Here is a 13,868-nt window from a genome sequence, read left to right as displayed (position 1 = left end):
ACCATGCCACCGCATTTCCTCGACGGCGAGCCCCACACCCACGTCGACCGGCCCAAGCGGGTGCGCCACCCCGGCGAGCCGCTGCGCATCGGCGTCGGCGGCCCCGTCGGGTCCGGAAAGACCGCGCTGGTGGCTGCCCTGTGCCGGCAGTTGCGCGATGACCTGTCGCTGGCCGTGCTGACCAACGACATCTACACCACCGAGGACGCCGACTTCCTGCGCAGGCATGCGGTGCTGCCCGACGAGCGGATCGCCGCGGTCCAGACCGGGGGATGTCCGCATACCGCGATCCGAGACGACATCACCGCCAACCTCGATGCCATCGACGACCTGATCGAGGCGAACCCCGCACTGGACCTGATCCTCGTCGAATCCGGTGGTGACAACCTCACCGCGACGTTCTCGTCGGGCCTGGTGGACGTTCAGATCTTCGTCGTCGACGTGGCCGGCGGAGACAAGGTGCCCCGCAAAGGTGGGCCCGGCGTGACGTACTCGGACCTGCTGGTGGTCAACAAGACCGATCTGGCGCCGTTGGTGGGTGCCGATCTGGACGTGATGCGACGCGACGCGGCCAAGGTCCGCGCAGACAGACCGACGGCGCTCATCTCACTGACCGAGGATCCGTCGGCGGGTCCGGTGCTGGCCTGGGTGCGTGAGCAGTTGAAGGTCGCGCAGGCGCCGTCGGCGTGATGCATCCGAACGTGGTTGTCGTGGCCTCGCCGGGACGGTTGCCGCGGATCGAGGCGCGCGGCGGGCTGGCGGGACGCTGCACCGAACCCGATACGTTGCATCTGATCTCCACGGCGGCCACGCCGCTCGGCGGCGACACGCTCACGGTGCGCGTGGTGGTGGAAGCCGGTGCCCGGCTGCGTATCCGCACCGCGGCCGCGACGATGGTGCTGCCCGGCGGCCACACGTTGCGGTCGGTAGCGCAGTGGGAGATCGAGGTGGCCGGCCAGTTGGACCTCGATCCGCAGCCGACTGTCGTGGCCGGCGGCTCGGTGCATCACACCACGACACGACTGCGACTCGCCGAGTCCGCGCAGGTGCGGATACGGGAGCGGGTCCAGATCGGCAGGTCCGGTGAGCAGGAAGGGTTCTGGTCGTCAGCGCTGTACGCCGACGTCGAATCGACGCCGCTGTTGCGTCATCGCATCGAACTCGGCTGCGGGGCCGTGGGCGACGATGTGCTGGCCGCACCTCGGGCCTGCATCAGCGAATTGCGTTATCCCGCAGCTTCATTCGAGGCGCACGGGACTGTGCTGGAGCTGGCCCGCGGCGGCAGCCTGGCCACCTGGCAGGGGGACCGGCTGCCGCCTCAGACAGCAGAAGGCACAGAGGCCTAGGACGCGGCTTTCTCGGTTTCCTGCACGGAAGCCGCGATTTCCTCGAGTTCTTCGATTCTGGTGCGGGCGTAGGCCTGCTGCTCGGTGATGGTGAGCTGCCCCCGCTTGGTGCTCAGGAACGTCACACCCCAGGACAGCACCGTCACCAGCCGGCTCTTGAACCCGACGATGTACACCAGGTGCAGCACCAACCAGCACACCCAGGCGAAGAACCCGGAGAACTCGATCGGGCCGACCTTGGCGACCGCAGAGAACCGCGACACCGTGGCCATCGAGCCCTTGTCGAAGTACTCGAACGGGGCTCGGATCTTCGGGCTGGTGCCGGCGACCTCGCGCTTGATCAGCTTGGCCGCGTAGCGGCCGCCCTGGATCGCGCCCTGGGCGACGCCCGGCACCCCGTCCACAGCGGCCATGTCGCCGACCACGAACACGTTGGGATGACCGGGGATCGTCAGGTCGGGATCCACCTTTACCCGGCCCGCCCGGTCCAGTTCGACCCCGGACTGCTCGGCCAGATCCTTACCCAGCGGGCTGGCCGAGACGCCTGCCGACCACACCTTGCAGGCCGATTCGATGCGTCGCAGCGTGCCGTCGGAGTCCTTGACCGTCAGGCCGTTGCGGTCGACGTCGGTCACCATGGCGCCGAGCTGAACCTCGACCCCCATCTTCTCCAGCCGGGCCTGGGCCCGTTTGCCCAGCTTTTCGCCCATCGGCGGCAGCACCGCGGGCGCGGCGTCGAGCAGGATCACCCGGGCCTCGGTGGGATCGATGTGGCGGAAGCTGCCACGCAGGGTCTGGTCGGCCAACTCGGCGATCTGCCCGGCCATTTCGACACCTGTCGGACCGGCGCCCACCACGGTGAAGGTCAGGAGCTTGGCCCGGCGCACCGGGTCGCTGGAACGCTCGGCCTGTTCGAACGCGCCGAGGATGCGGCCACGGAGTTCCAGCGCATCGTCGATCGACTTCATACCGGGAGCGAACTCGGCGAAATGGTCGTTGCCGAAGTAGGACTGCCCGGCGCCCGCGGCGATGATGAGGCTGTCGTACGGAGTGGAGTAGGTGTGTCCGAGCAGCACCGAATCCACCGTCTGGCTTTCCAGATCGATGTGGGTGACGTCGCCCAGCAGCACCTGGGCGTTCTTCTGCTTGCGCAGGATCACGCGGGTGGCCGGGGCGATCTCGCCCTCGGAGATGATGCCGGTGGCCACCTGGTACAGCAACGGCTGGAACAGGTGGTGGGTGGTGCGGGCGATCAGCTTGACGTCGACGTCAGCACGTTTGAGGGTCTTGGCGGCGGTCAGACCGCCGAAACCCGATCCGATGATGACTACCTTATGCCGATCCGATGCCGTAGCTCCGGGATGGCTCATTGCTGCTCCTCGCGGACGTGTTTGCCACTCGATACAACCGATAGGTTAGTCGGCGCGATTCCCCGCAGCGCGGTGAGATGGGCAACCGCACCGAACGTTTACCCCGAAATCAGTGTTTCAAGACTTCAGCTACCCCGAAATCAGTGGTTTCAAGACTTCGGCCACGGCAGTGATACCGCCCGGCACGTATCCGCCCATGGTCACCGGGCTGAGGATGACGCCGTCGACCCCGGTGTCGAAGAGCTTGGTCTTGAGCTGCTCGGCGATCTGCTCGGCGCTACCGAACACGGCGCGCTGCTGGAAGTCGGGCGGGATGGCGTCGGCGGTGAACTGCTCGCCGATCAGGGCGATCACCAGCATGCTGGTTTCCAACGTCGCCGGGTCACGGTCGATCTGCTCGCACTGCTGTCGGATGACGTCGAGCTTGCGGGGCAGTTCGTCGAAGTTGGCGATGATGTTGAGATGGTCGAAATGCCGCGCGGCCAGCGGGATCGTCTTCTTCTCTCCGCTGCCGCCGATCATCAGCGGAATGTGATCGCGGAAGCGGGGATTGGCCATCGCCTCGACCGTGCGATAGTACTTGCCGCTGAACGTCGGGCGCTCGCCGGCGAGCATCGGAAGGATGATCTGCAGCGCCTCGCCGAGCTTGTTGAAGCGGTCGGTGAAGGTTCCGAACTCGTAGCCGAGGCTGTCGTGCTCGAGCTCGAACCATCCGGTGCCGATGCCCAGAATCGCTCGGCCCGCGCTGACCACGTCGAGCGTGGTGATGGCCTTGGCCAGCAGCGTGGGGTTGCGGTAGGTGTTGCCGGTGACCAGGGTGCCCAGCTGCACATTTTGCGTCGCGGTGGCCAGCGCACCCAGTGCGGTGTAGGCCTCCAGCATCGGCTGGTCGGGGGTGCCGAGGCCGGGCAACTGATAGAAGTGGTCCATCACGAAGACGGAGTCGAAGCCCGCGGCCTCGGCTTCCTGCGCCTGGGCGATGACGGTGGGGAACAGTTCGGCGACACCGGTGCCGTAGGAGAAATTGGGTATCTGGAGTCCGAGTCGGATCGTCACTCCATCTACCGTAACCCTCTAGCCCAGAGTGGCCAATGCTCCGCGGCTGACGTGCATCGTCTGCCCGGTGATGTGGCGAGCCGCCGGGGTGCTCAAAAATACTGCGAGACGGGCGAATTCGTCGGCGACGGACGGCGGCGTGCTGCCCAGGCCGTCGTAGCCGGGCTCGGCCGACAGGCCGGGGGCGATGGCGTTGACGGTGATTCCGCGGGTGCCGAAGTATGTGGCCTGACCGGCGGTCCAATCGCCGATGGCCGCCTTGACGGCAGCTTCTGCGCTGCCCTCACGCGGGCTTGTGGGCACGACGTTGATGATGGAACCGCCCGAGCGCAGGTGATCGCCGACGATCTGCACGGTCAGCACCGCGGAGACCACGTTGGCATCCAGCGCATTGCGCCACGCGGTGGCCAGATCGGTCAGCGTGAACGTGCGGGGGTCCTTGGCCTCGAACAACGGGGCCGGGACGTTCACAAGGGTGTCGAGGTGATGGGGAAACAGCGCGCGGGCGCTCTCGAGGCTGGCGGGATCGGTGTTGTCGAACACGATCGACGCGACGTCGAGCTGTTTGGCGGCCAATTCCAGATCTTCGCGGCGGGCGCCGGCGATGACCACGTTGTGGCCTGCGTCGAGAAAACCTGCCGCGATCGCGCGGCCCAGTTCAGTGTCGCCGCCGGTGACCAGCACCTCCGCCATGATGTACCTCCATGTACCCGGGGATCGCCGCGCCGGACGGGGGCGACCATCGGCCAATGTTACTGGACAGTAGCTAGGAGACGAAACCCGGCGCGCCCGTGCCGGCTCACCTAAGGTTGCGCGGATGACCCGACCCAGCGCTCTCATCTGCGTCGACGTCGTCACCGGGGCTACATCGTGACGAATCCGCCACGGCTTCCGCGCTGGATCTATCTCCCTGCCGCGGCGGGCGCGATATTCGTCGTGCTACCGATGGTTGCGATGGTGGCGAAGGTGAACTGGCCGCAGTTCGGGTCGCTGGTCACCAGCACGTCGTCCACCGCGGCGTTGAAACTCAGTCTGGAGACCTCGCTGGCGAGCACTGTGTTGTGCGTGCTGTTCGGTGTCCCGCTCGCGCTGGTGCTGGCCCGCGCCGAAGGGCTCGTCGCCCGGATCGTGCGGCCGCTGATCCTGCTGCCGCTGGTGCTTCCGCCGGTGGTCGGCGGCATCGCGCTGCTGTACGCCTTCGGCCGGCTCGGGCTGGTCGGCCGGTATCTGGAGGGCGCCGGGGTGCAGATCGCCTTCACCACGGTGGCGGTCGTGCTGGCGCAGACGTTCGTATCGTTGCCGTTCCTGGTCATCTCGCTGGAAGGGGCGGCCCGCACCGCCGGCGCCGATTTCGAGGTCGTGGCGGCGACGCTGGGTGCGTCGCCGGCGACGGTGTGGTGGCGGGTGACCCTCCCGCTGTTGGGACCCGGCCTGATCTCGGGAGCCGTGCTGGCCTTCGCGCGCTCCCTCGGCGAGTTCGGCGCCACGCTCACGTTCGCGGGGTCGCGCCAGGGCGTCACCCGCACCCTTCCGCTGGAGATCTACCTGCAGCGCGAGAGTGACGCCGACGCCGCTGTGGCGTTGTCGGTGCTGTTGGTGGTGGTGGCTGCGGTGGTGGTCATCGGTCTCGGCAGTCGACGGCTGCGGGCCGGGGGATGGGCATGACGCTGCATGTGCGCGCTGTCGTCGAGAACCGCGGCCTGGACCTGGAGTTCGGTGTGGCGGCCGGAGAGGTGCTCGCGGTACTGGGCCCCAACGGCGCGGGCAAGTCGACCACCCTGCATTCGATCGCCGGATTGGTCGGCCTGGACGCCGGGCGCATCCAGGTGGGTGATCGGGTGCTCACCGACGCGGCAGCGGGTGTGCAGGTGCCGACCCATGCCCGCCGGGTCGGCCTGCTGTTGCAGGACTCCCTGCTATTTCCGCATCTGAGTGTGCTGGCCAATGTGGCATTCGGTGCCCGCAGCGGGCGCCGGCTCGGGCGACGCGCCGCGCATGAGACCGCGCACCGGTGGTTGGCCGAGGTCGACGCCACGGATCTGGCCCACCGGCGGCCGCGCCAGTTGTCGGGTGGCCAGGCTCAGCGCGTCGCGCTGGCCCGGGCGTTGGCCGCCGATCCCGAGGTGCTGTTGCTCGACGAACCGCTGGCGGGTTTGGACGTGGCCGTGGCCGCGTCGATGCGCAGGGTGTTGCGGCGGGTGCTGACGACGGGCGGCAGGTGTGCGGTGCTGATCACCCATGACTTGCTCGACGTACTCACGCTGGCCGATCGGGTGATTGTGGTGGAGAGCGGGCGGATCATTGAAAGTGGTTCTGCTGCAGAGGTGTTGGCGACGCCCAAGAGTCATTTCGGGGCGCGGTTCGCCGGGGTGAACCTGATCGGCGGCACGGCTGCCGGCGACGGCGTGGTGGTCACCGCATGGGAAGCGAATTGGCAGGGCACGCCGGCGGTCGAGGTCCGGCCCGGGGCGCCGGTGGTAGCGGTGTTCTCGCCGGCGTCGGTCTCGGTGTACCGGGACGAGCCACATGGCAGTCCGCGCAACACCGTCGCGGTGACGGTCGCGGAGCTGGACAGCCGGGGGCCCGGCATCCGGGTGCGGGCCGATGAACAGCCCGACGGTGCACCGGGCCTGGCCGCTGACATCACCGCCGAATCGGCCGCCGAGCTGCGACTGACCCCTGGGGACACGGTGTACTTCTCGGTGAAGGCGCAGGAGGTTGCTGTCCACCCTGCGGGCGCCGGAAGTAACTGACCTGCGCGGCGTAACGCATGTGCGCGCACGTCCGAATCACGTTGTGAGGGTCGCGGCACCGCGGGTGTCGAAGGTGGGTTGCCAGGTCCGGCGTGGCGCCCGACACACCCACGCTTCAGCAACTTGTCACCCTGCTGCCTAGCTGGGCATATCTCATCTGTCGCAATCGCACTTTTTGGCACTCTAAGAGCAACTCACACTTGCGTCACGGCCGTAACACGGTAGTTTCTTCCCCATGGACGAGTCGGATGCGATGTCACATCGGCGCAGAGGTCTGTCGAAGAAGCTGGCGCTGGTTGCGATGACCGGCGCGACCGCCGCGGCCGTTGCGCTGCCGGCGGTGGCGTATGCGGATCCCGAGCCGGCGCCCCCGGTGCCGGCGCCCGCCCCGGCAGTGCCCGGTGCCCCGGCCGCACCTGCTCCCGCTCCCGCTCCCGCTCCCGCTCCCGCTCCCGGGGCCCCGGCCGCGGCGGCGCCTGTCGATCCCAATGCACCCGCTCCGGCTCCCGCGCCGGCTCCGGCTCCCGTTGACCCGAACGCGCCGGCCCCGGCACCTGCTGACCCGAACTCCCCGGCCGCGGCACCTGCTGCTCCCGCGCCGGAGCCCGGCCGCATCGACAACGCCGCAGGCGGGTTCAGCTACGTCGTCCCCGGAGGCTGGAAGGTGTCCGACGCGACCCAGTTGTCCTATGGGCAGGCGTTGTTGACCAAGATCCCGCCGGAGGGCACGCCTGAACCGCCGAACGACACCAGTGTGCTGCTCGGGCGCCTCGACCTGAAGTTGTTCGCAGGCGCCGAGTCTGACAACGCCAAGGCTGCCGTCCGCCTGGCCTCCGACATGGGTGAGTTCTTCATGCCGTTCCCCGGGACCCGGGTGAATCAGGAGACCGTGCCGCTCGACGCCAACGGGCTCAGCGGCGTCGCCTCGTACTACGAGGTGAAGTTCACCGATACCAACAAGCCCAACGGCCAGATCTGGGCCGGTGTGGTCGGCGCGCCGCCCGCCCCGGGAACCCCGCGCGGGCAACGCGCACCGGAACGCTGGTTCGTGGTCTGGCTGGGGTCGGCCAGCCATCCGGTGGACAAGGCTGCCGCCGCGACGCTGGCCAACTCGATCCGGCCGTGGACGCCGCCGGCGCCACCCGCAGGCGATCCCAATGCGGCACCGCCGCCGGCCGACCCGAACGCGCCGCCTGCCCGTCCGGGTGTCGGGGTGCCGGTGCCGGTCACCAACGCTCCGCCGGAGATGCAGCCCCCGGCCTGATATCCGTTCATTGCTCACGCCGGCCCTGTTCAGGGTCGGCGTGAGACATTTCTAAGCCACGTGATTTTTCGTCTGCACACACAGGTGTGACCTGTCTGTGCCGTGGGAAACCCATAGGTGAACGTTGATCGTTCCCAAACAGCCAACCGAATCGTTACGTTCGGGAGGTACACCTTGGGTGAGGCTCAGCGAGCCCGCTGAGCATGGCCAGTGACAGGCAGGAGACCTGCAATGGACGTAATGGCGGCTACCGAAATCCTGGCGCGTTCCTCCACACTGACGAGTGTCGGCTGGATCGGCTACATCATCATCGGCGCGATCGCCGGGTGGATCGCCGGCAAGATCGTCGAGGGCGGCGGCCAGGGCATTCTGATGAACATCGTCATCGGTGTGATCGGCGCGCTCATCGGCGGGTTCCTACTCAGCTTTTTCCTCAACACTGCCGGCGGCGGGTGGTGGTTCACCCTGTTCACCGCGATCCTCGGATCGGTGATCCTGCTCTGGCTTGTCGGATTGGTACGTAAGCGCAGCTGACCGGAGCGGCTGATGCCGACCGGAACCGCTGGGACCATGACGGCCTGGCAGGTCGTCAGCCCGGGTCCGGTGAGTTCGCATCCGCTGCAACGGGTTAACGTGTCCACCCCGCGACCGGGGCCTGACGAGCTGCTCGTCGCGGTCCTGGCCTGCGGGGTGTGTCGTACGGATCTGCATGTGGCGGAAGGTGATTTGGCCGTGCACCGGCCGCGGGTGATACCCGGGCACGAAGTTGTCGGTGAGGTGATCGCGGTCGGCCCCGAGGCCGGCGGCGGGTTCGCGCCGGGTGATCGCGTCGGCGTGGCCTGGCTGCGCCACACGTGTGGGCGGTGTGCCTACTGTGTGCGTGGTCGGGAGAATCTCTGTCCGTCCTCGCGGTACACGGGCTGGGATGCTGACGGCGGCTATGCCGAATTCACCACCGTCCCGGCTGCATTCGCGCTCCGGCTGCCGACCGGTTACTCCGATGTCGAGCTGGCGCCGTTGTTGTGCGCTGGGATCATCGGCTATCGGTCGCTGTTGCGCACCGACCTACCGCAGGGTGGGCGGCTGGGTATCTACGGCTTCGGCGGTAGTGCGCACCTGACCGCTCAGGTGGCGTTGGCGCAGGGGGCCCGCGTGCATGTGATGACCCGTGGCGAGCGCTCCCGCGAACTCGCGCTGGCACTGGGTGCGTCGTCGGTGCAGGGCAGCGCCGACATGCCGCCTGAGCCATTGGATGCCGCGATCCTGTTCGCTCCCGTGGGGGATCTGGTGCTGCCCGCTCTGGCGGCACTGGACCGTGGGGGCGTGCTGGCGATCGCGGGCATCCACCTCAGCGACATCCCGACCTTGAACTATCAACGGCACCTGTTCCAGGAACGCGAGATCCGCTCGGTCACCGCCAACACCCGTGCCGACGCCCGAGAATTCCTGACGTTCGCCGGTGGCCACCGGATGGCGGTCAGCACTCCCGTGTACGGCCTGGACCGTGCGGACGAGGCGCTGGCCGATCTGAGCGCCGGCCATGTCGCGGGTGCTGCGGTGCTGCGGGTGTAGTTCAGAGCGCGGCTAGCGCAGCGCCCAATCTGCCGTTCAGGTCACCGTGGCCGAACGCGTACATCGGTCCGAGTCCGTCATTGATCACCCGGCTGAGCCGGGCCATGCCGCGCGCGTCCACCGGCGCAGGTGAGTGCAGCCGCAGGGTGATCGCGTCGATCATCATCTCCGCTGCGGCAATGTTCTTCCGGTGTAACGGGATTCGCGACGACCACAAGATGGTGTCGTTGGCGGCATCACGCACGCAGCGGCGCAGTACGCGGGCGATCGCCTCGCGCTCGGAGGCCGACGTCAGCCGGGCCGCGCGCGCGGCGATCGCGCTGCCCGGGGTGATCGGCGCGCCGACGGCAAGCATGGCGTCGAGGCGACCCGACCGGATGCGTGCGGTCAGGCGGGCGCGGATCGAGGCGCGGCAGGGGATGGGTACACGGCGGACTGAGGTCGCGGGTGTCGCAGAAATTCGGTTGTCGTTCACGGCGATACCTCGTATTTTTCCGTATGCCCAGTCCGGAGATCGTGACTATCTATTACCGTACGCTGGTCATGAATGACTAGTCAAACCAATTTAGTGGTCACGGCGGTACGCTGGAGCGATGACGACGACGTGGGCCGGTGACTCCGAGACCAAACCCGCGCCCGGACCGCTGGCCCGGATTCAGGCCCTGGTCAACACGATCGAGTTACCTGCCGGAATCGACCGCCTCGCAGATCCCGACGACGCGGCGCCCTGGCTGGCGGCCAACGGGTTGCTCGCCGTAGGGGCAAGCCCGACCGCAGCCGAACTGGACCTGGTGCGCCGGGTGCGCGAAGCACTGCGCGCGCTGCTGATTCACAACACCGGCGGTGCACCGCCGGATGCCGGTCAGCTCGCCGTGCTGCAGGCGCTCACCGACGCGTCCACCGCAAAGGTCGACGTGAACCCCGACGGGCAGGTGCGGTTGTCAGCCGCAGGAGAGGGCGTGGGCGAGCGCCTGCTGGAGCTGCTGCTGGTGATGCGCGACGCGCAGCAGGACGGTACGTGGGCACGGCTCAAGGCGTGTGCGAACGATGAATGCACGTGGGCGTTCTACGACCGGTCCCGCAACCATGGCGGTACCTGGTGCGTGATGTCCGAGTGTGGGAACAAGCTGAAGAACCGTGAGTTCCGGGCGCGTCGCCGTGCCGGAGGCGCGAATTAGGTCCCGTGCCGGAGGCGCGAATTAGGTCGACAGATGCCAGACCAGGGCGGCCGCCAGTGCACCCACCCCGTTGAGTGACCAGTGCAGGGCGATCGGGGCGATCAGGCTGCCGCTGCGCCGCCGCAGCCAGGTGAACACGAAACCGGCGATGCCGGTGGCCACCACGGCCAGCACCACACCGGCGAGCATGCCGAACACGCCGCCACCGAACAGTCGCGTGAAGCCGACGTTCTCACTCGTCAGCCCGAGCGAACTGGCGATGTGCCACAGGCCGAACAACAGCGAACCACCGGCTGCGACGCCGCGAAAACCCCAGGCCCGGTTCAGGGCTCCGTGCAGCACACCGCGAAACGCCAACTCCTCGGGGATCACGGTCTGCAGCGGGATGATCACCATCGACGCGAGCAGCGCACCCGAGACGGTCGCGTAGTTGTCGTTCATGAACATCGGCCGGGTCCACGGCAGCGCCGCGCCGATCGCGATCACCGAGACCACGAGTGCGACGGCACCCAGGGCGTACCCGGCGCCGGAGCGCCAGTGTTCGCGGCCCAGCCCCAGCTCTGCCCAGCCCAGGCCGCGGGCCCGCACCAGGACCAGCAGGCCCACCGCGGCCGCCGGGACGGTGGCGATGCTGGCCCACGGGGTGGTGAAGTGCGCGATGAGGTTGGTCAGCGTGAGGATGACGACGACGATGCCGATGTCGGCGTAGATCCGGAAATGGTGCAATGCCGAGAGCTGGGCCACCAGCGGATGGGGATGCGCGGCCACGGCGCTCTGATCAGACATAACTTGCCAATCGTACCGGTGCGGCGCAATTACCCAGGTCACACCGCATTCCACGTCCACTGGGAGATCGCCGGATCGTCCTCGCCGTGTTCCCGGGTGTAGCGCCGGGCGGCGAGTCGCGCGTCGACCATTTCCTGACGGAGCCCCGCGGCGCTGACCGCGAGCCCCTCGACTCGGTCGATCACATCCATGACCAAGTGGAACCGGTCGAGGTCGTTGAGCATCACCATGTCGAACGGCGTCGTTGTCGTGCCCCGCTCCTTGAACCCCCGCACGTGTAGCTGGGCGTGGTTGGTGTGCCGGTAGGCCAGCCGGTGAATCAGCCAGGGGTAGCCGTGATAGGCGAAGATGATGGGCTTGTCCGTGGTGAAGATCGAGTCGAACTCGCGCTCGGACAGCCCGTGCGGATGCTCGGACTCGGGTTGCAAGCGCATGATGTCGACGACGTTGACCACCCGGACTCTCACCTCGGGGAGTCGACGGCGCAGGATGTCGGCGGCGGCCAGCGTCTCCAGCGTCGGGATGTCCCCGGCGCAGGCGAGCACCACGTCGGGTTCCCCGGTCGTATTGCCGGCCCACTCCCAGATCCCGAGCCCGCGGGTGCAGTGCGCGACCGCCTCGTCCATCGTCAGGTATGTCAGGGCCGGTTGCTTTCCGGCCACGATGACGTTCACGTACTGGCGGCTGCGCAGGCAGTGGTCCGCGACCGACAGCAGGGTGTTGGCGTCCGGCGGCAGGTAGACGCGCACCACCTCGGGACGCTTGTTGGCGACGTGGTCGATGAAGCCCGGATCCTGATGCGAGGCACCGTTGTGGTCCTGGCGCCAGACATGGGAGGTCAGCAGATAGTTCAGCGACGCGATCGGCTGGCGCCAGGTCAGATGCGAGCTACTGAACAACCACTTGGCGTGCTGGTTGAGCATGGAGTCGACGATGTGGACGAAGGCTTCGTAGCAGTTGAACAACCCGTGGCGTCCGGTCAGCAGATATCCCTCCAGCCAGCCCTGGCACAGATGCTCAGAGAGCACTTCCATCACCCGGCCATCGGGGGCCAGGTTCTCGTCGACGGGCAGGATCTCGCCCTCCCAGGCCTTGTCGGTCGTCTCGAACACCGCGGCCAGACGGTTCGAGGCGGTTTCGTCCGGACCCATCAGCCGGAAGCGGTCCGGATTGTCGGCGATCACATCACGCAGGAACGTGCCGAGCACCCGGGTGGCTTCGGCCATCCCGGTGCCCGGGCTCTCGACGGTGACCGCGTAGTCGGTGAAGTCGGGCAGGTCGAGGTCACGCAACAGCAGTCCGCCGTTGGCATGCGGGTTGGCGCTCATCCGCCGGGTGCCCGAGGGCGCCAGGGCCCGCAGATCGGGCCGCAGCGCCCCGTCTGCGTCGAACAACTCCTCGGGCCGGTAGCTGCGCAGCCACGTCTCCAGCTGCGCCATGTGCGACGGGTTGGTCCGGGTCTCGGAAAGCGGCACCTGGTGTGCGCGCCAGGTGCCCTCGACCAGTTTCCCGTCCACCTCGTGGGGGCCGGTCCAGCCCTTGGGAGTGCGCAGGATGATCATCGGCCACAGCGGACGGCCCGGCTCGTCGTCGAGGCGGGCCGCGCGCTGGATCGCCGCGATCTCGTCGAACGCTTCGTCCATGGCCGCGGCCAGCTCCTGGTGCACAATGGCCGGGTCGTCCCCGGCCACGGTGATGGGGCGATAGCCGTAGCCGTAGAACAGCGATTCGAGTTCCTCGGCCGGAATGCGGGACAGCACTGTGGGATTGGCGATCTTGTAGCCGTTGAGGTGCAGGATCGGCAGCACCGCACCGTCGACGACGGGGTTGAGGAACTTGTTCGAATGCCAGCTGGCGGCCAGCGGGCCGGTCTCGGCCTCACCGTCGCCGACGACGCAGGCCACCACGAGGTCCGGATTGTCGAACGCGGCGCCGTAGGCGTGCACCAGTGCGTACCCGAGTTCGCCGCCCTCGTGGATGGAGCCGGGTGTCTCGGCGGCCACGTGGCTGGGAATCCCGCCGGGAAACGAGAACTGGCGGAACAGTTTCCGCAGGCCATCGGTGTCCTGCCCGATACCGGTGTAGACCTCGCTGTAGGTGCCTTCGAGATAAGCGTTGGCCACCAGGCCCGGACCACCATGACCGGGCCCGGTCACGTAGATGACGTTCGCGTCGCGCTCACGGATGATCCGGTTGAGGTGCGCGTACAGCAGGTTCAAACCCGGAGTGGTGCCCCAGTGGCCCAGCAGCCGCGGTTTGACGTGCTCCGCGGCCAGCCGCTCGTGGAGCAACGGGTTGTCCAGAAGATAGATCTGGCCGACGGACAAATAGTTGGCCGCCCGCCAGTAGGCGTTGAGCTGCTCGAGTTCTGTGTCGGTCAGTGCCGGTGAGAGGGTCGCGTCGCTCATGTTCTCCATAGTGGCGGGTGTCGGTGAATGGCGCCCACGATCCGGGTACCTGATTTCGTACGGGTCAACCAACGCCGCGCGAAATACCCCGCCGCACCCGGCCCGATGTGCTATTCACAGCCTGAGAACTCACGC

Annotated in this window: 14 protein-coding genes; 8 read left to right on the top strand and 6 right to left on the bottom strand. The window is 67.7% G+C overall.

The genetic code is table 11. The features are described from left to right. The first annotated feature begins 3 nt into the window (after positions 1-3). Positions 4-690: an urease accessory protein UreG gene (gene ureG, locus ACWEFV_RS21645; protein WP_135455094.1), complete on the top strand. Its 687-nt coding sequence runs from the start codon at positions 4-6 to the stop codon at positions 688-690. Next, positions 690-1,346, top strand: coding sequence for an urease accessory protein UreD (locus tag ACWEFV_RS21640; RefSeq protein ID WP_450071671.1), 657 nt, complete (start codon positions 690-692; stop codon positions 1,344-1,346). The genes ureG and ACWEFV_RS21640 overlap by 1 nt, the downstream gene beginning before the upstream one ends. On the opposite strand, the gene ACWEFV_RS21635 is transcribed toward ACWEFV_RS21640, so the two are convergent. The 3 genes from ACWEFV_RS21635 to ACWEFV_RS21625 form a co-directional block, all read right to left on the bottom strand. Continuing rightward, positions 1,343-2,716 carry an NAD(P)/FAD-dependent oxidoreductase gene (locus ACWEFV_RS21635; RefSeq protein ID WP_450071670.1) on the bottom strand — a complete coding sequence of 458 codons (1,374 nt, stop codon included), beginning with the start codon at positions 2,714-2,716 and terminating at the stop codon, positions 1,343-1,345. The two genes, ACWEFV_RS21640 and ACWEFV_RS21635, sit on opposite strands and share 4 nt — an antisense overlap. 129 nt (positions 2,717-2,845) lie before the next feature. After that, the gene (locus ACWEFV_RS21630) at positions 2,846-3,772 is read right to left on the bottom strand and encodes an LLM class F420-dependent oxidoreductase (protein ID WP_135455087.1); all 927 of its coding nucleotides are present in this window, start codon (positions 3,770-3,772) and stop codon (positions 2,846-2,848) included. A gap of 18 nt (positions 3,773-3,790) precedes the next feature. Continuing rightward, a complete protein-coding gene (locus tag ACWEFV_RS21625) occupies positions 3,791-4,465 on the bottom strand; it encodes an SDR family oxidoreductase (protein ID WP_450071669.1) in 675 nt (224 codons plus the stop codon). A 177-nt stretch (positions 4,466-4,642) separates the two neighbouring features. Between ACWEFV_RS21625 and ACWEFV_RS21620 the strand changes: the two genes are divergently transcribed. The 5 genes from ACWEFV_RS21620 to ACWEFV_RS21600 all read left to right on the top strand — a co-directional run bounded on the left by ACWEFV_RS21620 (position 4,643) and on the right by ACWEFV_RS21600 (position 9,361). Continuing rightward, positions 4,643-5,437, top strand: coding sequence for an ABC transporter permease (locus ACWEFV_RS21620; RefSeq protein ID WP_450071668.1), 795 nt, complete (start codon positions 4,643-4,645; stop codon positions 5,435-5,437). Beyond that, positions 5,428-6,525 carry a sulfate/molybdate ABC transporter ATP-binding protein gene (locus tag ACWEFV_RS21615; RefSeq protein ID WP_450071667.1) on the top strand — a complete coding sequence of 366 codons (1,098 nt, stop codon included), beginning with the start codon at positions 5,428-5,430 and terminating at the stop codon, positions 6,523-6,525. The genes ACWEFV_RS21620 and ACWEFV_RS21615 overlap by 10 nt, the downstream gene beginning before the upstream one ends. Before the next feature lie 235 nt (positions 6,526-6,760). Beyond that, positions 6,761-7,789, top strand: coding sequence for an APA family fibronectin-binding glycoprotein (locus tag ACWEFV_RS21610; RefSeq protein ID WP_450071666.1), 1,029 nt, complete (start codon positions 6,761-6,763; stop codon positions 7,787-7,789). Positions 7,790-8,020: 231 nt separating this feature from the next. Then, positions 8,021-8,323 (top strand): GlsB/YeaQ/YmgE family stress response membrane protein, encoded by a 303-nt coding sequence (locus tag ACWEFV_RS21605; RefSeq protein WP_135455078.1) that lies wholly within the window; start codon positions 8,021-8,023, stop codon positions 8,321-8,323. 9 nt (positions 8,324-8,332) lie between these two features. Continuing rightward, the gene (locus tag ACWEFV_RS21600; protein WP_450071754.1) at positions 8,333-9,361 is read left to right on the top strand and encodes a zinc-binding alcohol dehydrogenase family protein; all 1,029 of its coding nucleotides are present in this window, start codon (positions 8,333-8,335) and stop codon (positions 9,359-9,361) included. 1 nt (position 9,362) lies between these two features. On the opposite strand, the gene ACWEFV_RS21595 is transcribed toward ACWEFV_RS21600, so the two are convergent. Continuing rightward, on the bottom strand, positions 9,363-9,836 hold the full coding sequence (locus ACWEFV_RS21595; protein ID WP_450071665.1) for a hypothetical protein: 474 nt from the start codon (positions 9,834-9,836) through the stop codon (positions 9,363-9,365). Between the two features lie 118 nt (positions 9,837-9,954). On the opposite strand from ACWEFV_RS21595, the gene ACWEFV_RS21590 reads away from it, so the two are divergent. Further along, entirely contained in the window at positions 9,955-10,539 is a 585-nt protein-coding gene (locus tag ACWEFV_RS21590) for a CGNR zinc finger domain-containing protein (protein ID WP_450071664.1), read from the top strand. A gap of 21 nt (positions 10,540-10,560) precedes the next feature. Here the strand turns inward: ACWEFV_RS21590 and ACWEFV_RS21585 are convergent, their stop codons facing one another. Beyond that, positions 10,561-11,325: a CPBP family intramembrane glutamic endopeptidase gene (locus ACWEFV_RS21585; RefSeq protein ID WP_135455072.1), complete on the bottom strand. Its 765-nt coding sequence runs from the start codon at positions 11,323-11,325 to the stop codon at positions 10,561-10,563. A 38-nt stretch (positions 11,326-11,363) separates the two neighbouring features. Further along, on the bottom strand, positions 11,364-13,733 hold the full coding sequence (locus ACWEFV_RS21580) for a phosphoketolase family protein (protein WP_450071663.1): 2,370 nt from the start codon (positions 13,731-13,733) through the stop codon (positions 11,364-11,366). Positions 13,734-13,868: the final 135 nt, after the last annotated feature.

This window comes from Mycobacterium sp. NPDC004974, assembly GCF_053600815.1.
The sequence above is the reverse complement of the archived record's forward strand: the minus strand, read 5'-3'. Positions and strand labels throughout refer to the sequence as shown.

Excerpts from the sequence above, each read along its gene's own strand:
- ureG (WP_135455094.1), top strand. The coding sequence starts at position 4 with ATGCCACCGCATTTCCTCGACGGCGAGCCCCACACCCACGTCGACCGG.
- ACWEFV_RS21640 (WP_450071671.1), top strand. The coding sequence starts at position 690 with ATGCATCCGAACGTGGTTGTCGTGGCCTCGCCGGGACGGTTGCCGCGG.
- ACWEFV_RS21635 (WP_450071670.1), bottom strand. The coding sequence starts at position 2,716 with ATGAGCCATCCCGGAGCTACGGCATCGGATCGGCATAAGGTAGTCATC.
- ACWEFV_RS21625 (WP_450071669.1), bottom strand. The coding sequence starts at position 4,465 with ATGGCGGAGGTGCTGGTCACCGGCGGCGACACTGAACTGGGCCGCGCG.
- ACWEFV_RS21615 (WP_450071667.1), top strand. The coding sequence starts at position 5,428 with ATGGGCATGACGCTGCATGTGCGCGCTGTCGTCGAGAACCGCGGCCTG.
- ACWEFV_RS21610 (WP_450071666.1), top strand. The coding sequence starts at position 6,761 with ATGGACGAGTCGGATGCGATGTCACATCGGCGCAGAGGTCTGTCGAAG.
- ACWEFV_RS21605 (WP_135455078.1), top strand. The coding sequence starts at position 8,021 with ATGGACGTAATGGCGGCTACCGAAATCCTGGCGCGTTCCTCCACACTG.
- ACWEFV_RS21590 (WP_450071664.1), top strand. The coding sequence starts at position 9,955 with ATGACGACGACGTGGGCCGGTGACTCCGAGACCAAACCCGCGCCCGGA.
- ACWEFV_RS21585 (WP_135455072.1), bottom strand. The coding sequence starts at position 11,325 with ATGTCTGATCAGAGCGCCGTGGCCGCGCATCCCCATCCGCTGGTGGCC.
- ACWEFV_RS21580 (WP_450071663.1), bottom strand. The coding sequence starts at position 13,733 with ATGAGCGACGCGACCCTCTCACCGGCACTGACCGACACAGAACTCGAG.